Annotated in this window: 20 protein-coding genes; 4 read left to right on the forward strand and 16 right to left on the reverse strand. The window is 43.4% G+C overall.

Features of this window, described 5'->3' with window-relative positions; all coding sequences use genetic code 11:
* Positions 1–47: 47 nt before the first annotated feature.
* Positions 48–698: a thiopurine S-methyltransferase gene (locus tag UF05_RS14795; RefSeq protein WP_021822365.1), complete on the reverse strand. Its 651-nt coding sequence runs from the start codon at positions 696–698 to the stop codon at positions 48–50.
* A 317-nt stretch (positions 699–1015) separates the two neighbouring features.
* On the opposite strand from UF05_RS14795, the gene UF05_RS14800 reads away from it, so the two are divergent.
* Complete coding sequence (locus tag UF05_RS14800; RefSeq protein WP_005462651.1) at positions 1016–1789, forward strand: phosphoribosylglycinamide formyltransferase; 774 nt, start codon at positions 1016–1018, stop codon at positions 1787–1789.
* A 119-nt stretch (positions 1790–1908) separates the two neighbouring features.
* On the opposite strand, the gene ihfA is transcribed toward UF05_RS14800, so the two are convergent.
* A complete protein-coding gene (ihfA, locus tag UF05_RS14805; RefSeq protein WP_005462650.1) occupies positions 1909–2205 on the reverse strand; it encodes an integration host factor subunit alpha in 297 nt (98 codons plus the stop codon).
* Between the two features lie 546 nt (positions 2206–2751).
* Here ihfA and UF05_RS14810 point away from each other — a divergent pair.
* Positions 2752–3630 carry an AEC family transporter gene (locus UF05_RS14810; protein ID WP_025543212.1) on the forward strand — a complete coding sequence of 293 codons (879 nt, stop codon included), beginning with the start codon at positions 2752–2754 and terminating at the stop codon, positions 3628–3630.
* A gap of 182 nt (positions 3631–3812) precedes the next feature.
* On the opposite strand, the gene pheT is transcribed toward UF05_RS14810, so the two are convergent.
* The 13 genes from pheT to thrS form a co-directional block, all read right to left on the reverse strand.
* Positions 3813–6218 carry a phenylalanine--tRNA ligase subunit beta gene (gene pheT, locus UF05_RS14815; protein ID WP_005480596.1) on the reverse strand — a complete coding sequence of 802 codons (2406 nt, stop codon included), beginning with the start codon at positions 6216–6218 and terminating at the stop codon, positions 3813–3815.
* A gap of 18 nt (positions 6219–6236) precedes the next feature.
* Positions 6237–7220, reverse strand: coding sequence for a phenylalanine--tRNA ligase subunit alpha (pheS, locus tag UF05_RS14820; RefSeq protein ID WP_005385470.1), 984 nt, complete (start codon positions 7218–7220; stop codon positions 6237–6239).
* 285 nt (positions 7221–7505) lie between these two features.
* Positions 7506–8651: a GGDEF domain-containing protein gene (locus tag UF05_RS14825; RefSeq protein WP_045545091.1), complete on the reverse strand. Its 1146-nt coding sequence runs from the start codon at positions 8649–8651 to the stop codon at positions 7506–7508.
* Positions 8652–8825: 174 nt separating this feature from the next.
* Positions 8826–9998: a hypothetical protein gene (locus UF05_RS14830; protein ID WP_045545112.1), complete on the reverse strand. Its 1173-nt coding sequence runs from the start codon at positions 9996–9998 to the stop codon at positions 8826–8828.
* A 15-nt stretch (positions 9999–10013) separates the two neighbouring features.
* Positions 10014–10805 carry an outer membrane lipoprotein-sorting protein gene (locus UF05_RS14835; protein WP_045545090.1) on the reverse strand — a complete coding sequence of 264 codons (792 nt, stop codon included), beginning with the start codon at positions 10803–10805 and terminating at the stop codon, positions 10014–10016.
* A gap of 24 nt (positions 10806–10829) precedes the next feature.
* Complete coding sequence (locus tag UF05_RS14840; RefSeq protein WP_045545089.1) at positions 10830–13208, reverse strand: efflux RND transporter permease subunit; 2379 nt, start codon at positions 13206–13208, stop codon at positions 10830–10832.
* Positions 13209–13409: 201 nt separating this feature from the next.
* Positions 13410–14198: a TetR/AcrR family transcriptional regulator gene (locus tag UF05_RS14845; protein WP_005462636.1), complete on the reverse strand. Its 789-nt coding sequence runs from the start codon at positions 14196–14198 to the stop codon at positions 13410–13412.
* Positions 14199–14521: 323 nt separating this feature from the next.
* Complete coding sequence (locus UF05_RS14850) at positions 14522–15331, reverse strand: helix-turn-helix domain-containing protein (RefSeq protein ID WP_045545088.1); 810 nt, start codon at positions 15329–15331, stop codon at positions 14522–14524.
* A 475-nt stretch (positions 15332–15806) separates the two neighbouring features.
* Positions 15807–16124, reverse strand: a complete 318-nt coding sequence (locus tag UF05_RS14855) for a heavy metal-binding domain-containing protein (protein ID WP_005462608.1) — start codon at positions 16122–16124, stop codon at positions 15807–15809.
* A gap of 245 nt (positions 16125–16369) precedes the next feature.
* Positions 16370–16723: a 50S ribosomal protein L20 gene (gene rplT, locus UF05_RS14860; RefSeq protein ID WP_004727974.1), complete on the reverse strand. Its 354-nt coding sequence runs from the start codon at positions 16721–16723 to the stop codon at positions 16370–16372.
* A 40-nt stretch (positions 16724–16763) separates the two neighbouring features.
* A complete protein-coding gene (gene rpmI / locus UF05_RS14865) occupies positions 16764–16958 on the reverse strand; it encodes a 50S ribosomal protein L35 (protein ID WP_005462620.1) in 195 nt (64 codons plus the stop codon).
* Positions 16959–17077: 119 nt separating this feature from the next.
* Positions 17078–17629, reverse strand: a complete 552-nt coding sequence (gene infC, locus UF05_RS14870) for a translation initiation factor IF-3 (protein ID WP_071651979.1) — start codon at positions 17627–17629, stop codon at positions 17078–17080.
* Positions 17630–17632: 3 nt separating this feature from the next.
* Complete coding sequence (thrS, locus tag UF05_RS14875) at positions 17633–19561, reverse strand: threonine--tRNA ligase (protein ID WP_005490070.1); 1929 nt, start codon at positions 19559–19561, stop codon at positions 17633–17635.
* A 304-nt stretch (positions 19562–19865) separates the two neighbouring features.
* Between thrS and UF05_RS14880 the strand changes: the two genes are divergently transcribed.
* Entirely contained in the window at positions 19866–20861 is a 996-nt protein-coding gene (locus UF05_RS14880; RefSeq protein WP_045545087.1) for a DUF3187 family protein, read from the forward strand.
* Here UF05_RS14880 and UF05_RS14885 read toward each other — a convergent pair.
* A complete protein-coding gene (locus UF05_RS14885) occupies positions 20856–21599 on the reverse strand; it encodes a sporulation protein (RefSeq protein ID WP_045545086.1) in 744 nt (247 codons plus the stop codon). The two genes, UF05_RS14880 and UF05_RS14885, sit on opposite strands and share 6 nt — an antisense overlap.
* Positions 21600–21847: 248 nt before the next feature.
* Between UF05_RS14885 and hutC the strand changes: the two genes are divergently transcribed.
* Positions 21848–22555, forward strand: coding sequence for a histidine utilization repressor (gene hutC, locus UF05_RS14890; protein WP_017448636.1), 708 nt, complete (start codon positions 21848–21850; stop codon positions 22553–22555).
* Positions 22556–22627 lie beyond the last annotated feature (72 nt).

A 22627-nucleotide genomic window follows, 5' to 3' on the forward strand; every position in this document is an offset into this window, starting at 1 on the left:
TTTTATTTGCGAGTTCTATTCATAAACTCACTAGTACGGAAATCGTCTTACTGAGCTTCAATTAAGTACACTTCTTCAGAGAAGCGGCTTAAACCCTTCTTCGCGATCTTTGGATGATGTTCATCAGCTTGATCGACGTTTAAGCATGTTACCTTGTAGCCTGCAAACAACTGTTGAATTTCTTCCAATGGCACACTAAATGGAGGACCAGCCATTTCCTCTTGCGGATAGTTCAATGTCACAAGCAAAATACGACCGCCCGGATTCAAAAGCAGCTTCAAGCGCGCTACGTACTCTTCTCGCATATCTTGCGGCAAAGCCACCAACGCAGCGCGATCATAAACGATGTCGGCTTGAGAAACCGGAGCCGTAAAGAAATCACCAGTATAAATCGACAGTTCATCAAACTGATACAACTCGTGCATACCACTAATTGGGGTCACAGTTGGTGTATAAAAGTGTTCAGCAAAGAAAGAACGCACCGCTATTTGGCTCAGCTCAACCCCTTCCACAGAATCATGTTTCGTTGCTAACCAAACGAGATCTTCAGACTTACCACACAAAGGAACCAAGACTTTGTCTTCACGTTTCGGATTCGCATGGTGCCAGTACGCTGGCAATAGAGGGTTCACATCTTCCAAATGAAAACCGATTTGATTACTGGCCCACTTACTGTGCCAAAATTCTTGATCTCTCATTCTTACTTTCTACTTGTTGGCTGATTTTCGTTTTGTGGGGTAAGACTAATGATTTTTTTAAATTTGTCTATGCCGTTCATCTTTGGTTAATACTGCGATGATAGGATGTCATCGTTCCTTGGAGAACAAATTCTTTATTCTCTAAGCAGAATAAAGAAAAGAGAAATGGTGATCTAACGCACGATTCCTCCAAAAGGTTAATTTTTAGCCTTGGGATCTTTCGGAAAGTCCCCATAAATAAGTTAGTACCTAATTTGCCCAGTCTTAGCGACTTTTATGTTCCCATTTTCTAAGTGCAAGCAAGTTAAGGAGAGTGAATGAGCTTATTTCTACGTACTACAGCATTGATGCTTTTGGTACTAAGCCGTGCGCCGGCATTCGCCGCACTTCCTAATGCCCCAAGTAATGAACAAAATCGTTCCCCTAGTCAAAACGAGGTTTGTTCTAAACTATTTAAACACAGCCTTAGCGGCTTGTATGGAATCCAATCCATCGACTCTCGTCCAACCCAGCCTTATTCAGATTTCGATATTCTTTACAGCAAAGCGCATCAAGCCCAATTCGAGCTTGAAACCATTTGTAAAAGTACCGCCCTACTCAACGATGCTCAGCCATATTTCGCTGGCGTAAAATCTAAACATCGCGCCGAAGAAAAAATCGCACATGAACTGGATGGCCAAGTAGAACGCATTACTGACTTAGCTCGTGCGACTATTGTGGCGGAAGATGTGGCAAGTTTGGTCTCTATTTACGAAACGCTAGAGCGCGAAACAACTATCGTTAAAGTCAAAAACCGCTTTAAGAAACCAGGCCCTTCTGGCTACCGCGATCTGAACTTGTTAGTCCGTTTGCCAAAAACGAATTTGATTGCAGAAGTACAGCTGCACTTAAAAGCGATTGCGGATGTAAAAAATGGTCCTGAACACGACCTGTATGAGCAAATTCAAAAGCTTGAACGTCAAGCATCAATGGAAAAGCGAAATCTAAGCGAGATTGAAATGGCTTCCATTAAGAATATGCGTAGCCAAGCGAAAAACTTATACCAACAAGCATGGCAGCCTTACTTAACGACGCATTTAGAAGCGGCATAAACAAAACGCAGCCTGAGAAACAACAAAACCACCGCAATGCGGTGGTTTTCGTTTGTATGAAACATCAAATTTCATACATAACAAAAGACCACGACTAAGCGTGATCTATTTGATTGGTTTTACTGTTCTTTTTTTAGATTTTCTACACGAGCTTTTAACTTCTGGCCCGGGCGAAACGTAACTACACGTCGAGCAGTAATTGGAATATCTTCACCGGTTTTCGGGTTACGACCAGGTCGTTCATTCTTGTCACGAAGATCAAAATTACCAAAACCTGACAGTTTTACCTGTTCGCCACTTTCCAGTGCCTTACGAATCTCTTCAAAGAACACTTCCACCGTTTCCTTGGCGTCCCGTTTACTAAATCCTAATTTATCAAACAGGTTTTCTGCCAATTCGGCTTTTGTGAGCGCCATAAAACTTTCCTCAAAGCTATGTTAAACAATGCTACCTAGTGTAGCGCCAGAGCAGTTTTACCCTACCAATTCAACAACATATCGGGGTTACATCAGGAAGTGTATGACAAGCTTATGATTTTCGCCAACTTTTTTCTTTGCGAATAAAAGGAATGCCGATGTATAAATTATTGTTAAATAGCGACATTTCAATATTTTTTGTTTAGTGAATGCTTAATTACAAAAAATATCCAGTCAATATGACTAAACAATAATAACAAAACAACATTAATCACTATTTAATAAAAATATCAGAGATTGGCTATTTTACAGACACATGACATAAAACTTGTCGGTATTTCAGTGATTTGTATGTAACTTGATACGTAACAATTAGTTCAAAGGTACGACCACTCCATATAGCTAATGTGCTTTGAGAAAGCTTGATTTAATCCACGGTTCTCATTGTTTCACCATGACGCAATGCATGAAGGTTTGATACTGTGATTACCACTTAGTTGATTAACCAACTAAGCGCACATCTACCTCATATACACTAAGGCGACCATGATTAATCAGATCATTAATATTCTTTTTCCTGTGTTCGCCCTTGTCGGTGTGGGCTATCTAGTCGGACGCCATATCAAACCTGATTTTCGCCCCATCAATCGAATTAATATCGATGTATTCACGCCAGCTCTGGTGTTTTCCTCATTAGTGAGCATGCCGCTCGACTCTGAACAAGGCCCCCTACTCTTAGCCGCCATCATTGCGGTTTTAATTCCGGGGTTACTCATGATTCCGATTTGTAAAATCACTGGGCTAACATTTAAAGCTTGGGCTCCACCTCATATGTTTCGAAATAGCGGGAACCTTGCGATACCGTTGTTCACTTATACATTTGGCGAAGTTGCCCTTTCTTCTGCTGTACTGCTGTTTGTAGTATCAGCTTGCTTACATATCAGCGTAGGTGTGATGTTGTTAAGTAACGGGAATCCATTGAAACAAATCATGAAGATGCCAATTTTCTTATCGGCATCGCTCGCATTATGTTTGAACTTATCAGGTATTGGCGCGTGGACACCGTTGTATGAAGCAACAGCACTACTAGGGCAAGCCGCTGTTCCGGTAATGCTGCTTTCTCTTGGCTCACAAATGTGTCATCTAAGACTGGATGGATTAAAAGTTGGCGTTTTGTGTACCGTTCAATCGTTAACGACTGGCGCAATCGCGTTTGCAATCATTTATTGGCTTATTCCTTTACCAACCATGCAACTACAAATGATGGTGCTGTTCACCATGCTACCTCCGGCGGTCATGAATTATCTATTTGCAGAGCGACTGAATATCGAACCGATGACAGTTGCATCCATGGTGTTGTTTGGGAACTTCTTTAGCGTATTGACGTTGCCATTGCTCCTAAGTTACACGCTGTCGTTGGCGTAAGTGAACCTTGAGAGTCCATCGTTGCTGTTGGTAGGCAAACCTGAAGGTTTGGATTTTCGACACAATCTTTCTATGTAATCTTGTTTCACAATCTATGGTTGCATGAGTGGAATAGGCATAAAAAAACCCTGCCAACTTGGCAGGGTTTTCAGTCTCTTAAACAGTTTGTTACGCTGCGTTAATTAGTCGCGCAGAGCTGCACCAAACTTCTCTGATACGTGAGCAACGATAGCATCAACCGCACCAGCGATGTCTGCATCTTCAAGCGTACGCTCAAGTGACTGTAGAGTCAGAGCGATAGCTAAGCTCTTCTTACCTTCTTCAACGCCTTTACCTACGTAAACGTCGAACAGCTTCGCATCTTTAAGGAACTCGCCACCTTGCTCTAGACAAGCGTTAACGATGTCACCAGATGCAACAGCTTCGTCCACGACTACCGCGATATCACGACGGTTTGAAGGGAACTTAGAAAGCGCTACCGCTTCTGGGATCACTTTGCTGTTGATTGCAGACCATTCGATTTCGAATACGATAGTGCGACCGTTTAGACCGAACTTACGCTCAAGCTCAGGGTGAACAGTACCGATCACGCCCACTTCTTTGCCATCTACGATGATTGCCGCAGATTGACCTGGGTGAAGAGCTGGGTTAGCTTTTTTGCTTTCAGGTGACAGTGCTGCGAAAGAGTACGCTTTTTCGTTCGCAGACAGTTCTAGAACTGCTTCTAGGTCGCCTTTAAGGTCAAAGAAATCAACCGTGTTAGTTTCGATATCCCAATGTTCTTCACCGCGAGTACCAGCGATAACACCCGCTAGCATAGGCTCTTGGCGCATGCCGTTTTCTGCAGATTCACATGGGATGAAACGTAGGCCGTATTCGAATAGACGAACGCGTGGCTGTTGACGCTTCTGGTTGTGAACAACCGTGTTCAGTAGACCTTGGATAAGACCAAGACGCATTGCTGACATGTCTGCAGAAATTGGGTTTGGAAGTACTAGAGGCTCAACACCAGGTACTACTAGCTTTTGCTGCTCAGGCTCAACGAAGCTGTATGTGATTGCTTCGTGATAACCACGGTCAACAAGAAGATCACGAACGCGTTTCAGTGGAAGATCCGCTTCAACGTGGTTGTGCATCTTAAGTGCTGCTGCTGGGTTTTGGTTAGGAATGTTGTCGTAACCGTAGATACGGCCAACTTCTTCAATCAGGTCTTGCTCGATAGCGATATCGAAACGCCATGTTGGCGCTACTGCCACCCAACCTTCTTCAGAAGCTTCAACTGTCAAACCTAGGCGCTCTAGGATTTCTACTACGTCAGCATCAGCGATGTGGTGACCTAGTAGGTTGTCTAGTTTAGTACGACGTAGAGCAACTTTGTTTGGCTTAGGTAGGTCTGCTTCAGACTCTACTGCAACAACAGGTGCTACTTCACCACCACAGATCTCAACTAGAAGCTGAGTTGCACGCTCCATTGCGCTCACTTGTAGTGCGTAATCCACACCACGCTCGAAACGCATTGAAGAATCAGTGTGCAGACCGTAGCTACGTGCACGACCACGGATGTGGTCAGGCGCGAAGAATGCACACTCAAGTAGAACGTCTTTAGTCTCAGTTGTTACACCAGACTCTTCACCACCAAAGATACCTGCGATTGCAAGCGCTTTGTTGTGGTCAGCTACAACTAATGTATCTGCGTTTAGTTCTGCTTCGCTGCCGTCTAGAAGTGTTAGCTTCTCACCTTGCTCCGCCATACGAACTACGATGCCACCTTCGATCTTCGCTAGATCGAACGCGTGCATTGGTTGGCCTTGCTCTAGAAGAACATAGTTAGTGATGTCTACTACAGGATCGATAGAGCGGATACCACAGCGACGCAGTTTCTCTTGCATCCATAGTGGCGTTTCAGCTTGAACGTTTACGTTCTTAACCACACGACCTAGGTAACGTGGACACGCAGCAGGTGCTTTCACTTCGATAGACACTTTGTCTTCGATTGAAGGAGCAACCGCTTCTACTGATGGCTCAGTCACGTCAGCGCGGTTTAGTACGCCAACTTCACGAGCTAGACCACGAATGCTGAAACAGTCAGCGCGGTTTGCTGTTAAGTCTACGTCTACCGTAACGTCGTCTAGACCTAGGAATTCACGGAAATCGGTACCGATTACTGCGTCTTCTGCTAGCTCCATGATGCCGTCTGACTCAACGTCGATACCTAGTTCAGTGAATGAACAAAGCATGCCGTGAGATGGCTGGCCACGTAGTTTCGCTTTTTTGATTTTGAAATCGCCTGGAAGAACAGCACCAACTGTTGCTACTGCTACTTTCAGACCTTGGCGACAGTTGTGCGCGCCACAAACGATGTCTAGAAGCTCTTCTTCGCCAACATCAACTTTAGTTACGCGCAGTTTGTCTGCATCTGGGTGTTGACCACATTCAACAACGTGACCGACTTTAACGCCAGTAAAAGAACCAGCAACAGGAAGAACGTCGTCTACCTCTAGGCCGGCCATTGTAATTTGGTGAGTTAGCTCGTCAGTAGTAACCGCAGGGTTTACCCACTCACGAAGCCATGATTCGCTGAATTTCATGTTGATGAACCCTCTGGATTACTTGAACTGTTTTAGGAAACGAAGGTCGTTCTCGAAGAACGCACGTAGGTCGTTCACGCCGTAACGAAGCATTGTTAGACGCTCAACACCCATACCGAATGCGAAACCAGAGTATTTTTCAGGATCGATGCCTACGCTACGTAGTACGTTCGGGTGAACCATACCGCAGCCTAGTACTTCTAACCATTTACCATTTTTGCCTTTCACGTCTACTTCTGCTGAAGGCTCAGTGAATGGGAAGTAAGATGGACGGAAACGTACTTCTACTTCTTCTTCGAAGAAGTTGCATAGGAAATCGTGCAGAATGCCTTTCAGCTGAGCAAAGTTTACGTTCTCATCAACCAGCATACCTTCCACTTGGTGGAACATTGGGGTATGAGTTTGGTCGTAGTCGTTACGGTATACACGGCCCGGTGCGATGAAACGAAATGGTGGTTTACCATTTTCCATCGTACGGATCTGTACGCCTGACGTATGAGTACGAAGCATCAAATCTGGATTGAAGAAGAAAGTATCGTGGTCAGTACGCGCTGGGTGATCAGCGGCGATGTTTAGCGCATCGAAGTTGTGGAATGCATCTTCGATCTCTGGGCCTGCTTCGGTGTTAAAACCAAGTTCGCCAAAGAACTTCTCGATACGCTCTACAGTACGAGTTACTGGGTGTAAACCACCGTTTTCAATACGACGACCTGGCAGTGTTACGTCGATTGTTTCTGCTGCTAGTTTCGCTTCAAGCTCTGCACGTTGTAGTGCGTCTTTACGAGCTGCAATAGCTTGCTGAACTACGCCTTTCGCTTTGTTGATCTCTTGACCAGCTTCACGGCGCTCTTCTGGTGGTAGTTTACCTAGGCTTTGAAGTTGAGCAGTTAGCTCACCTTTTTTACCCAGATACTGAACACGCACTTCATCAAGTGCGACTAGCGATTCGGCAGCTTCAATTGCAGTGCTCGCGCTAGCAATGATCTCTTCTAGATGTTGCATCGTTTCCTCATCTACCTGTTGGTAGTGTCCATAAGGGAGTGATTGGTTTTTTGATAGCTGTACATAGTAGCCAAACCAGACACCAATGCCAAATTGAATTATGAAAAGAAGAGGTTATTGAATAAAAAGAACACAAAAACGTAAAAAAAGCACTGTTATCGAACTTAACAGTGTGCGAGCGCTTGTGTAACAAGCACCAGTTTCATAAATAAGTTTACAAACATAGAAGGGGAAAATGCATTAACTTGGTAGCAGAATCTCACCATTCAAATCATTCTGAACTGATTAGTTTTGTCGGACAGAAACCGGCTCTTGCGTTATGTACTTTTGAACAGCCCGAACTTTATTTTTACCTTCTTGTTTCGCTAAATAAACGGATTCATCGGCTGCGCGAATCAAATCGGTGTACGTACTCATGTTTTCTGTTCGTTCTGCAACACCAACACTGATGCTCCCTCTCCACGGTTCATAACACGTTGGAACGAGCATTTGAGACACCTGTTTTCTTACCATTTCCGCAACATGTAACCCGCCGTTCAATCCTGTGTCTGGACAAATAACAAAGAACTCATCACCTCCCAATCTGCACACGATATCATCGCTACGAAAATGATATTTAAGTGCTTGTGCAAGCTCGATTAACACCAAGTCCCCGGCCTCATGCCCACACGTGTCATTGACTTGTTTAAAATAATCCGCATCAATCATGATACAAACCAAAGGCAGTGTTTTGTGCTCCGTGTCATCCCAAAGCTTTTTCAACGTTTTGATTGCACTGCGTCGATTAGGAAGTTGAGTTAATGAGTCCGTTAATGACAGCGCTTCCAGCTGCTTATTTGCCGTTAACAACTGGTTCGTTCTTGCTTCTACTTTTTCTTCTAATTCCAAATTGAGTTTTAAGAGATCACGATTACGTTCGGACACTTGAGAAAACAGCGCATTGAGTGCTTCTAGTAATGGCTCGGTAGACGCGTTAGCTTGTTGCTCTTGTTCGCGATAAGCTTCTAAAGGAGAAACGCCTCGTTCGATGGCTTTGATCTGTTTCGCCATATTTTGATCGATGCCGAGAATGTGGTACGCCAACCAATGAATGAGAAAATCCAACAACTGCTCCGCTGATTGCCGATTATCTTCGTTAATAAAACTTTGCATGCTGACAATATCGCCCATAAAAGTGCGATGTACTTGAATATGCTTTTGGAGATGCTCGTGATGAATCCCCACTTCTCTCATTAAATTTTCCTCTTCTTTGAAGTGAAATTCGGCATAACGAGAGAGTTCAAATAACGCGCTATGAATATCCGCTATCGAAATCGTGTTTCGCGTCAAAAGTTTGCCGTACTTATTAATAAACTCAACGAGATACTGGTGTTGATCGTCAACATCTTCGATTCCTGTTTCAAAATAGATGTCCCAACGAAATGAATTCAACGTTACTACTCCCAATATCAACGAGTCTATATCAAGTCACCATGCCGCGACCTGAAATACCACAATAAATATAGGGAATAGTAACGATAAAAGTTTTCTAACGCCTCACTGAGTAGTCAAAATAATGACAAAGATCTCCATGATGGATTATTTTCGCTAAGCAATTCAGCAAATCTAAAAATAATACTGTATAGAGAGCTCAATAAAATCGTCGTCTCGAGCAAAATAAAGTAAGTCTGTCGGCGTATCATTTTTAAATAACCACGCATCAACTTGCCACTTCAGATGGTTCGATATTCTGCTAGAGGCTTCTAACTTTGCGTTATAAACATCTGAGTTATCCAAATCTTGCGTAATCCCAGTGAGAATTTCAGTTCCATCCTCATCATTTAAGGCAAAGCGGACACCTGCAAACACATCATTTTGACCAATGTTCTGTGCGTTATTTCCCCGACTATCATAGAGGTACTCTCCAATAAGGCCGACATCCCAAACCGTATCAAAAGCGCCGACGATGGTATATTCGAAACCCGTCACCACGCCGACATGATGGTCATAACTATCTCGATATACACTTTCAAGCTTCCATAACCAATCTCCGACAATGCCTTGAACATCAATACCGACATGACTCATCAGCGCATAATATGGTTTGAGTTCACCTTGCTCGAATCGAAAATAGGGATCTCGATTGGTCCCGTACAAATAGCTCAAACCAATATCCCAATCACCCAGCATTTTGGAATATCGAAATGCCACATCAATGTGTTTCTCTTCCCTACTCGATTCATAAATAGCGTTGTCAGAAATAACAGGCTCCGTACGTAAACGTCCGTCTTGACCAGCAAAAGTACGCTCCCGAAAATAAGGAAGTACCATGGCATGAAAAGCGCCCCAATCTTTAATCGCCGTAAAATGTACCATTGGCTGACCCAGTTTATCTTCGCCATCAACCGCTTCCACGGCATCTGTTTGGTTCACAACATCAACCAGATGCGCGGACTCGGTGACGCCCCAAAACACTTTACTGATACCAACTCTAAGCTCGTAATCATCCCAATACGTGAGAAAAAGCGCTTCTCTAATGTCACCGTGGGTTCTTTCATCATCGAGGCTATCGACTCGAAAAAACGGTGTGAAGGTGAAGCTACTATCTCCGCTTTGGAAGTCCCAGTAAAGTTCAGGCTGAACTACAACAGAGCTTTGGCCTTTACTCTGCCCTTGCAGCCCATGAGAGATAAACTGTCGATGCTCAACATTCAATTGCCCCGCAAGCTCAAATGCGAACAGCGAGGGCGTTACCAACATCGCGAGTAATCCGCCAAGTTGGCTTACTCCTTTGTCCATATTCATACCACTCCCTTATTTAACTCGCTTGAGCACGTTTTTGTTGAAGTCGTTCTCTTCCAACCCTGTTTGAAAGCGCAAATCGCTAGTGTTCAATTCTGTACTTTTGCCAGTTTGGTGATTCATCATTGCCATGGTATGTGCACGCCAATATTTATCGAGGTACTGCTTATAATTAGCGAAAGTTAGAGTTTTCAATAACGCGCCTTTTCGGTCGTAAAACTCGACTTTGAGAGGGCGATAATGCGCCTTGTCAAGCCATACTACCTGCTTGGTATAACCGGAGTTCTTGTCCGTTGGGATTTGCTCTAGAACGAATACGTCTTGCCCGTTAAACTTCTCATCCTTGAGGTGGTTAAAGCGGTATTTTTCGATTTCAAATGAACTCAAGTCTTCATACGCAAACTCGCTTCCCATAAACGGGCCCGACTTATTACGTGACGAAATTCGCTTTACTCGCTTTAAGGCAGGTAAATACAACCATTGGTCATCCGCACCAATGGTATGAGAATGGTTGAGAAAAGCCGTACCCGTGACATCCCGAGGCTGGTCAAAAATGGTCAGCCCTTTGTCGCCATCCCCTTCAACTTCGAGAGACTTCAATCGCATAAGACGCGTACTGCTTTCACCTTGTGCGTTCTTTAAAATCATCTCCATGGTTGCGATAGAGTCGCCCCAACCTTCATCTCTTGCTTTTCGCTCCTGAGCAATTTCCAGCCCTTTTTCTTCATTCGCATAAGTGAATGGCGATACAACTAGCGAAGCCGACAACATCAAAACTTGCAATACGTGGTTCATTTTTTTCATGGTTCAATTCCTTTTAATTCTGAGTTATGACTGAGTTGCAGTGATGGTGGACGACGCTTTCAAGCGCGCGTTATCAGACGGACTTTCTTGTAAGTACGCTTTTTTATCGAATAGCATTAGTAAGGTTGGGAGGAATAAGAAGTCCACAACCAAAGCGATGAAGATAACAATGGCGCTGAGTTGCCCCATATCCGCATTCAGCCTGAAGCTAGACATTGCCAATACGGAAAAACCTGCCACTAAAACCACCGTAGTGATCCACAGTGCGCGACCAACGGTATGAAAGGCGTAACGAACGGCTTGCTCTGCAGTTTGCCCCTCGCGGCGCGCTCTTTGATATTTGGAAAGGAAGTGAACGGCATCATCGACCACAATCCCAAGCGTCAATGTCACAACAACGGATAAGCCGAGGTTGATTTCACCCGATATCAGTGCCCACAAACCAAAGCCAATGACCGCTGGCGCAATATTGGGCATCAAACTAATTAGCCCTAATCTCACGGAGCGAAGTGCAAAAATCAGCAAGGCAGAAATTAAAACAAGCGTGATCGGTAAAGTGGACAGCATGCTCGCAATATTCGTCTCTCCAATATGGGCGAACATTAATGACGGGCTTGATGCAACCACTTGATACTGAGGGGCATGCTCTGCAAACCATTGATAGATTCTGTTTTCTAAATCGACCAGTTCCACACTGCCTAGGTTTGCCACGGTCAACACCATTTTGATCGAGGATTTATCGACGTTAATTTGATTATTGAGGTCTAGGCCGTACGGCAAAGACATTTCGTAAAGCAGTAGATATTGCGCTGCGAGCTCTCGCTCTTGAGGGAGCGAGTAATACGCCTCATCATCACCATGCATGTTCTTGTTGAGACGCTTATAAACATCTGCCAATGTCGCCACATGGTCTGTTTCAGGTTGGTCTCGTAGCCAACTAGAAAATTCACCTATCGTGTTAAGAAAATCAGGAGCGGCAATACCTTGAGACTCGTTGGTTTTAATCGCAATGCTGATGTTGGTCATACCGCTGATTCGCTCTTCCATAAAATCAGCAGCCTGACGAAACTCGTTACGTTGACCAAAGTACTCTACCGATTCGTCATTCACCTTATTAAGTGGGATAAGACTCGCGCACACGATAATGACAGCAACCGAAAGTGGTAACAAGGCTCTTCGTTGCGAAACCACAAAGTCACCTAAGCGATCCATGACATGTTTTTGGTCTTGTGACGTTTCCATTTTTACGTGGATAGGCAACAACTTGAGCAACGCCGGCAACAAGGTAACGGAAAGAAAACAGGCGACCATAACACCTAAAGCAGACAAGTTACCGAAGTCTCGCAGGACAGGAGAATCGGACATGTTCATCATCAAGAAGCCAATCGCGGTTGTTACGGATGTAATCAGAATAGGCACGAAATTCAAAGCAATACTGCGCTCGATTGACTGCGCTTTCGTGAACCCGTTTTTCATTGATTGACGCATGGTCGCAATCAAATGAACACAGTCAGCAACCGCAAGCGTCATGATCAACGTTGGAACGTTTACCGTCGCTGTGCTTAAGAACATTCCAGCCCAACCAGATATGCCCATGGTCGCCATCACAGAGCCAATGATGACAATCAGCGTCGCTATCACACTTAGAATGGAACGCAGCATGATAGTCAAAAAGACCAAAATCACAACGAGCATGGTTGGCACTAATGTCGAGCTGTCATCTTGCGCGGCAGTCATAAAAGCGTGGTTCATAGCAATAATGCCCGCTTTATGAAAAGTCACGTCAGGATACGCGCGTTGGTAGCGGTCAATCATGGCATTGATACTCGACACCACCTCCTCCACTTCTGCGGTCTTATCCATCTCGGGCAACTGGACGGTAATATTCACCACGGTGACATCGCCTTTCTCTGACACCAATGCGCTTTTTAAAACAGGTTCACTGAGTGCAATGCTTTTGACCTTGGAAATTCGTTCTGGGATCAGTTCGTATTCACTGTACAGAAGATCTTCAACCAACAGATCATCGTCAAAGGCTTCTGTGTGTTGATAGTTAGCGATAGAGTCAACACGGCTCGAGTATGGGACTTGCCAAGCGTCGACTGTTATTTTCTGGATAAGAGACAAGGTCTGCGGGGTAAAAATGTCGCCATCTTCAGGCGCGATGACGATGGCAAGGTTGTCCGTTTTTGCGAACGTGGTTTGGATTTCATCAAACGCAAGCAGTTGCTTGTTAGTTCCATCAAAGAAAATGTCGTAATCTCCTCTGAAATACAGGTTTTTACCTCCTATTGTAGCGACAATAATCAAGAAAATAGTTGCTAGTAGAACGAGCAAACTATATTTGGTGGGTATCTTCCCCAAACCAATTCCTTGGTGTTGCTGAGCTTTACGGTGTGGCATCACACTCTCCTTTGTGACGTTTCGTCAAATTTAAAAACTAAAAAAATCAGCCAGCGCTGTTTTCAAGTTTTTACGTAACTTTTCAAATGCCTCTCTAGGTTCTTCACCTTAAGCATCATCTTTTAAATCAAATATTGACGATTCGTCACTTTAGTGTGATAAAAAAGCCAATCATCGTTTGGATTGGCTTCTGTAACCGATTTAGCGGTTCACTGTTTCTAAGTAAGCAATCTCTTCGCTAAAGAGTTCCTGTTCTACTCGACGCCAGGTTTTCCGATAGTCCCACTCTGTAGAAAGTGGCGCCCAACCTAAGCCGTCTAATAACATATTCGCATTGTGCAACACAGAAAATGGGTCTTGGATTCGTTGTATACAGCGACTATTCGATGCGTTTTGCGCAAGCGCGTTAGAACCAAATGCGATAGACCAGTTAGCAAACACAATAGCATCCGCACCTATAGCAGGAGAAAACTTTAGATCTCCGCACTCTACTGCATTATTGACCAACGCATCTGCACCGGAAATCACTTCTTCTTCTAGCCGATTCAGCTCATTCAAACGTTCAGGTGATGCTTTTTCCAACACCCAAGGCGTTTTAGCTACAATCGCGCAAGTCGACAGCACTGGCTCCATTCGAGCGTAAATACGATAGCCTACATGCATCGCAATAATTTTCTCTCGAGTATTGCCATCGAAGTTTGCCGTGCGCTCGAAAAATATCGCTTCGCTTTTTAACGAATGGATACAAAGCGCAAGTATTACGTCTTCTTTGCTGCAAAAATGATTGTAGATGGTGCCCTTAGAATAAGAGCTAGCCGAGGTCAGCTTATCCATAGTGAGGTTCGCAAACCCCTGCTCTTGGACGAGTGACTTAGCCAGTTGAATAAGCTCAACTTCTCTATCCGCAATCGCTTGTTGCTTTTTGGTTAGCCCGGACGAGACACGACACCCGTCTCGCTTACCATCCTTTTTACAGCGAAAGTTAAACATAATCCTTTGATCCGTATACCCACACACTCCTGATAATTGTAACACGATTATGTAAAACAGGAACGTCACTGTTTTTGACGAACCGTCATAGTTGACACTTCGTCATAATAGATCAAAAAACAAACATTACAAGTATGAATTTATCCATAACGAAAAATTACAAAAATCTATAGTTTTATCATTAAAATGCAAAAACAAAGGCTAGACAAACTGATGTGCTGAAGATTTAGGCGAGAGATAGACGTTAAGCCAAGAGCTTACAAACTCGATATTTCCCAATACCTAAGATGCAAGCCATTGGCTCTGAGAGATAAGTGAATGGATTAAATTGAAAGGCTTGGTTTATCCCCTGCTGCTGCAATTGCGTAGCGAATATCGTCAATAAAACGAGATTCTGTTTCTACAATTCCATCAGAGAATGTCACTGGTTGATGTGGCCCAGTAAGTAGAACGACGTTTGTGAAGTCGGAAACATTAAAGTTTTCAGCGACAACATTCTTCGAGTGAAAATCAATCACTGTTTTCGCTACTTGATCTTCAAGCTCCAGCAACTGTTCTTCCGTAATTTTCATTCGCGCCAAAGCAACACGAACGCATTTATCATGTGTCGTTGTTTGCTCTTTGATTATCTCGGTGTACTTATCGTTTAACTTCGAGTTTTCTGCGTAGCTGTAGTACAGCGGGCCGTGCAACGTAATACTTTTGTTTTCATCTACGTAAACAAGGTCTAGCAACTCTAGTGCACCCAGATAATCAGACATGCTTTGCTCTGATAAGTCGTATTTCTTCTTTAAAATTGTGTATCCATCTTTTCCGCGCAACATCCTCAGTTCACGATAAAAATCGTAAAGATGTGGGAACTGAAAAAACACTTCATCTTGTGTTCGACTAAAATAATCTTCATCTTCACCTTGCAACTGATTGGCTAACTTTTGCAATTCATCCAATGTACAGTCAATCGCACGACAGTATTCAAGCAGTTTATCTAACGCGAGGTTGGTACTGGTTAAATGTCTCTTAAAAGTGGACAGTGGCATGCCCATTTTTTCAGATAGCTCTCGATATGTTAGCCCCTTTGTTTTAATCGCTTGTCGTAAAGCGGCTAGCAAATATTCGGGAGTCAGATCTCTCATCTACTATTCCTTTTGGCAATGTTACAGCTTTATAGTATTTGTAACAATTTAGAGCTTATTAGCAAGCTATAAGTTCATATTTTTATAATAAATTCTTGAATTAATATACCAACAACACCATTCAACACGCAAATGACATAACTCAAAAGACATTGAACTTGGTTATATATATCTAAGTCATTTAATAATAAAAGAAATAAAATCAGTTTACCTGATCGCAATTTGTATGGCTTAGATAATTAAAACAAGAAGATAACACCAGATCACATAACTAGTTTTAGAATATTTACCCTACTTAAAACCAGCCAATAAAATGAATAAAAATTCACACTCATAAAAAATTACCAATAAAACCCTAGGATTAGAATTTGAGTTTTTTAACATTTTGGAGTGAAGCCATGGCTTACTCAAACCACTTAAGGGAGCGTCTAAAGAAGGCGAAGAACCGATGTTGCCTCGCCAATCAAAAGCAATTCTATTCCACGAGCTTTACAGCGGTACCAAAAGCAAGGATTTCAGATGAACCATCGACAATTGAGCTTGTAGTAAAGCGAATTCCTACAATCGCATCGGCGCCTTTCTGGTTCGCTTGCTCGACCATACGTTGAATAGCAATGTCACGTGCTTCGGTCATCATTTCGGTGTATCCGCGGATCTCTCCACCAACAATGCTTTTTAGACCAGCCATTAGGTCTCTGCCGATATGCTTAGATTGAACAACGTTGCCCGTCACCACTCCTCTAACTTCTGCTATTTCCTTGCCTGGAATCGTATCTGTTGTTGTGTAAATCATGTCGTGCCCTTAATGCTATGAAGTAAGTACAGTACGTTACCACCAAGCCTTTAAATATGAAATCAGGATAGTGTTAGTAAGTTATATAGAAGTGGCTGTGCGTGAGTACCTTTATTGAAAGTATTCAATGTGAGAGGAGTGTAACCAGAAGTGATGCAAACAAGTAATAAAACACACAGAAGAGAAATTACAGATAATAAAAAAGGAGAGCGAATGCTCTCCTTTCCTTAAACCTAAACTGCTAATTAAAGAGCAGCTTTTGCTTTTTCAACTAGAACTGCAAATGCAGCTTTGTCGAATACTGCGATGTCCGCAAGGATCTTACGGTCGATCTCGATAGATGCTTTCTTAAGACCGTTGATGAAACGGCTGTAAGATAGACCATTTTGACGAGATGCCGCGTTGATACGTGCAATCCATAGTTGACGGAATTGACGTTTCTTAGCGCGACGGTCACGGTAAGCGTATTGACCAGCTTTAGTAACTGCTTGGAAAGCTACGCGGTAAACACGTGAACGTGCACCGTAGTAACCTTTAGCTTGTTTTAGAACTTTCTTATGACGTGCACGAGCTTGTACACCACGTTTTACGCGAGGCATTATGCTTCTCCTAAACTAAACGATTGATAACTAAAAAGAATTAAGCGTATGGCAACATACGGATTACTGCAGCCACTTCACAACGTGGAAGGATTGCATTTGGACGTAGTTGACGCTTGTTCTTAGTAGTACGCTTAGTCAGGATGTGACGTTTAGTAGCGTGCTTGTACTTAATACCACCAGCAGTTTTCTTAAAACGCTTAGCAGCACCTTTGTTGGTTTTCATCTTAGGCATGATGAATAACTCCGCATTGAGTAGTTTAATAAACAATGTAATTAGGGCGAACAAAACCCATCCGTTACCTTTTATTCAAAGGGAAACGGCTGGGTTTCAATTACTTTATGAGCCGTTAATTACTTCTTTTTAGGGGCTAGCACCATGATCATCTGACGACCTTCAATACGGCTAGGGAAAGCTTCTACTACAGCAATTTCTGCAGTGTCTTCTTTCAAGCGGTTTAGAACGTCGACACCGATGTCTTGGTGTGCCATCTCTCGGCCACGGAAGCGAATTGTTACCTTCACTTTGTTGCCTTCTTCAAGGAAACGCGTCAGGTTGCGTAGTTTTACCTGATAGTCTCCAATATCAGTTCCAGGACGGAATTTTACTTCCTTGATCTGGACCTGCTTTTGCTTCTTCTTCTGCTCTTTAGCAGATTTGCTCTTCTCGAAGAGGAACTTACCATAGTCCATCACACGACAAACTGGTGGCTCGGCGTTAGGGCTGATCTCAACGAGATCCATACCAGCTTCTTCAGCAGCTGCAATGGCTTCTTGAATCGATACAACACCAACTGATTCACCGTCAGCGCCTGTTAGTCGAACTTCACGAATACCACGAATTTCACCGTTGATACGGTGCGGGTTTTGTTTTACCGGCTGTTGGCCACGTCTTCCGCCTTTAATAGCTTATTCCTCCAGATTGAGCTTACGGCTAGAGATCTCGTCTTGGATGTATGCGATGAAGTCATCCACTTTAAATTTACCAAGATCTTTGCCTTTACGAGTACGTACTGCAATTTCGCCAGCTTCCATTTCTTGGTCACCAACAACAAGCATATACGGTACACGCTTCAAAGTATGTTCGCGGATTTTAAAGCCAATCTTCTCATTTCTCAAGTCCGCTTTAGCTCTAATTCCACTTTTTTGTAGTTTTTGTACGATTTCTTGAACATAACCTGACTGTTTATCAGTAATGTTCATAAGAACTGCTTGTTCTGGCGCCAACCAAGTTGGGAAGAAACCAGCATATTCTTCGATAAGGATACCGATGAAACGTTCTAGAGAACCTAGAATTGCACGGTGAATCATTACCGGAACAAGACGTTCGTTGTTTTCACCTACGTAAGTTGCACCTAGGCGACCAGGTAGGTTGAAGTCTAGCTGAACTGTACCACATTGCCATGCACGGTCTAGACAGTCATATAGCGTAAACTCGATCTTAGGACCGTAGAATGCACCCTCGCCTTCTTGAATCTCGTATGGAATTTCCATTGATTCTAGAGACTGTTTCAATGCTTCTTCAGATTGATCCCAGATTTCATCTGAACCTACACGTTTTTCTGGACGAGTAGACAGTTTCACTACGATGTTGTCAAAACCAAATGTTTGGTACGTATCGTAAACCATCTTAATACAGCTTGTTACTTCCTCTTGGATTTGACTCTCAGTACAGAAGATGTGAGCGTCATCCTGAGTAAAGCCACGTACACGCATGATGCCGTGTAGTGCGCCAGATGGTTCGTTACGGTGACATGAGCCAAACTCTGCCATACGTAGCGGAAGATCACGGTACGATTTCAGACCTTGGTTAAAGATCTGAACGTGACCAGGACAGTTCATTGGTTTGATTGCGTATTCACGGTTTTCAGAAGAAGTTGTGAACATCGCGTCTGCGTATTTATCCCAGTGACCAGAACGTTCCCAAAGAACGCGGTCCATCATTAGTGGACCTTTCACTTCTTGGTAATCGTATTCGTTTAGTTTGTCACGAACGAACACTTCTAGATCACGGAAGATAGACCAACCATTGTGATGCCAGAACACCATACCCGGTGCTTCTTGTTGCATGTGGAATAGGTCTAATTGCTTACCGATTTTACGGTGGTCACGCTTCGCCGCTTCTTCTAGACGAGTTAGGTGCGCTTTCAGTGCTTTCTTATCGTGGAAAGCAGTACCGTAGATACGTTGAAGCATTTTGTTGTCGCTGTTACCACGCCAGTAAGCGCCTGCAACATTCAATAAAGTGAAGTGTTGACAGAAGCCCATGTTAGGAACGTGAGGACCACGACACATGTCAATGTATTCTTCATGGTGGTATAGGCCCGGACGATCATCGCGAGATACGTTTTCGTCTAGGATTTCCACTTTGTACGGTTCACCACGTGATTCAAATGTATCACGTGCTTCCTGCCAGCTTACTTTTTTCTTAACAACTTCGTACTTGGTTTTCGCAAGTTCTTTCATACGCTTTTCGATCTTTTCAAGATCTTCTTGCGTTAGAGACTCGTCTAGGTCGATGTCGTAGTAGAAGCCATTGTCGATGGTAGGACCAATCGCCATTTTAGCTTGTGGGTATAGCTGTTTTAGAGCGTGACCAAGAAGGTGAGCACAAGAGTGACGAACGATTTCTAGACCGTCAACTTCATCTTTTACTGTGATGATTTCTAGGCTTGCGTCTTCTTCAATTAGATCACACGCATCAACGCGGTTACCGTTAACACGACCAGCAATCGTTGCTTTTGCAAGACCGGGACCGATCGATTGCGCAACTTCCATTGTAGATACTGGGTTGTCAAATTGACGCTGACTACCGTCAGGAAGAGTAATAATAGGCATGCTATGTCCTTTACAGTGGTGTTGCATACCAAGCAACACATGTTATTCAAATTTAGAAGCTATTTGTTGATAAATAGTTGAGAAGCGATAGAGGTCGCTCAGTAACACGAATACCGGACCGCTATCGGAAGAGCAATTGTACCTAGCTCACATTTAGATTGCAAAGCGCGATTTCAGTTTGTCATTGAAAGTTCACTACTAAATAAGCTACTCGGCGAAAAACACCATTGGTATAATAAGCAGCACGAAACAATGAGTGACACTATAGTTAATTTATTGAGTAATCTATATTTAGGTATTCATCATGAAGAAAAAACGATGGCAACCTACAATATTGGCTTTTGCTTTTTGGTTGCCAGCTTCCACTTTTGCCTCTAACGACCTTTACGGACCACTTCGATCTTACGCTCAATCGCCAATGCAAGTGGTCAGTCATACCAACCATCTCCGCTCTGGGTTTAGCTTGCCTTCAGAGTACAGAGAAGCTTATGGCTCGGCGACAATAGCGAGTGTTTGGGCTCATACTAACGAATACGCTTTGGATTATTACCACAACCAATTAGAAATTGGAGCTAAGTGGCAAGTCAGTTCTCAATGGCAATGGGAACTCAATTATCGCTGGGTATTTGCTGCGGATAATCATCTGGATGGCTTAACAGAAAGCTTTCATGACCTATTTGGAATTGGACAAAACGGGCGAGATAAAGTTGATAAAAACCGCTTTTACATCTCAATGCCGCAATATGATGTGTTGGAAGACGGCTTCGAAGGCCAAACCATCGCGAACAACCTCTCGACGTACGTTCAATACCAAATATTGCAAAATGAACGTCATGGTCTTTCGCTAGGAGGAAGCCTCTATTATAACAAAGTCGCGCACGGTACCTTTAAAGGCAGTAACTTTGAGCAAGGCGTGCAACTCAATTACTCTTATCTGTACGGAGCACACGCTTTCTATTCAATGTTCGGGATGACTTTTCGTTCTGACGATCGTGCTCTTCTCGATTTACCTTACCGCCACAACACCGCTGCAATGGCGGGTGGATATCGTTATGCACCTTGGGAAAAGCACCACTTTATTGTTGAATACCACTGGTATCAAGGTTCCACTGAGGGGCCAGCAGAATTTGCCGATGCGTCAAATGAAATTGTGATGGGATATCGCTATCTCATGGGCAACTCCACCCTTGAAATCATGGCGATAGAGAATGCGAGAAATATGGATAACAGTACCGATATCGCATTCACGATTGGATATCGGCACCTGTTTTCATCTAACTCGGAAAGCGAGTTTTTATAGACTCAATGTTGGTGCCACTGCGGCTGCCACTTGCGCATCAGTGGCATTGATTGGCACTGTGAATGAGCGATATTGATCACCTGAGAAACTCAAAGAACGGTCAATTTCAGCCAAACAGTGCATCACCTGCCCTTCCAAAATGAAAGACAGCTCAATTTCCTTTGAAGACACAAACCCGCTATTGCGAAACTCAAGCTCTTGATAGATACCAGAACGGGAGGCAAAAGAGCCGCCGCGCAAAAAGCCTTTTTCGACATCTGCTTTCACCATAGTAAAACCAGCTTGTTCAATCGCTCGAATAACGCGAGATGCCACTGGTAGTGGTTTCACTTCAATGTAATCGCGATCTCGTGGGTCGATTGCAAAATCAATATCCAGAGTGGTTTCTACCCAAACATTGCACTGGTTCTTCAATGCGCTAACCGCAGTGATAGGTGTTTCATCATGCAGTTTTAGCTCGAAAGGCACTTGTTTTTCTTCATTAGGTTGAATCACAAACGGTTCAACCGCCTTGAGCTGGTCGATAGTGAAGGTTTGATAACTTACGCTATCGTCCACTTCAACTTTCATTTCTGTGTTCAATTTAATGGTAATAGCGTCGATCTGCTGTTCAACATCCCCACCTTTGATATGAACATGTCCCTTCAGCGTCGCACCTTGAAACACGCTCATTTCATCCAAAATAGTATCCACTTTTGCAGATCCAATACCCAACGATGCTTTTAATTTCTTAAACATGTCTTTCCTTTTTTGCGACTGTTTTTATTAGTTGTGCTTTGTTTACACAATTGCCTTATAAGCTGCAAGCAATAGACCGCAAGAATACGGCTTGATTCCATTATCGATTCAAAAAATATCAAATCAGCCAAATCATTCAGCAAGCAAATGCCCGTTATTTGTCTCTAAATGTCGTATTTGTCGATAACTATTTGCAATTTGTACTTAAATTGAGCAGTATTTGTATAGTCAATTTAAAAGGTATCATTATGTCTGCGCCACTCTACATGCAAATCAAACAATTTATCCTCGATAAAATTGATTCCGGAGATTGGATGGTCGGACAGCGCATTGCGACTGAAATCGAGCTGACTGAACAGTTTGGTGTAAGCCGAATGACAGTAAACAAAGCGATACGAGATTTGGTGAATGAAGGGAAACTACAACGTCGCCCAAGGTTGGGAACGTTCGTTTGTGACCCAAGTGAGAAATCAGAATCCCCATTACTAGATATTCGCAATATAGCGGAAGAAGTCAGTGACCGAGGACGCCAATACAGCAGTAAAGTAGTTCAACAAGTCGCGATAAAAGCGGACGATAGCATCGCAATAAAACTTGGTGTAATGCTTGGTACAACGGTGTTTTACAGTGAGATCATTCACTATGAAGACAGCACACCTATTCAGTTAGAACTGCGTTGGGTAAACAGCCAATATGCCCCGAGTTATCTTAACCAAGACTTCACCCAAATTACTCCTAATCAATACCTATCTAATAACTGTCCGTTGAGCGCGATTGAACACACGGTTGAAGCCATTGTTCCCGATAATCGCATCAAACTGGATTTGAAAATGCAGGCCAATGAACCTTGTCTTCTTCTTAATCGTAGAACATGGAGCCAAGACAAGTTGGTCAGTACAGCTCTACTCTACCACCCAGGTAACAAGTACAAGCTGAGCTCTAAAGTTCTGCTCTAGGTGCATATAAATAGCCTTTCTCACTACGTTTTGATCACATTTTAGCAACATCTCGCTTGTCACCGCATTCTT

It is taken from the genome of Vibrio sp. S457-15 (genome assembly GCF_000960545.1).
In the GTDB taxonomy this organism is placed as follows: Bacteria; Pseudomonadota; Gammaproteobacteria; order Enterobacterales; family Vibrionaceae; genus Vibrio; species Vibrio parahaemolyticus.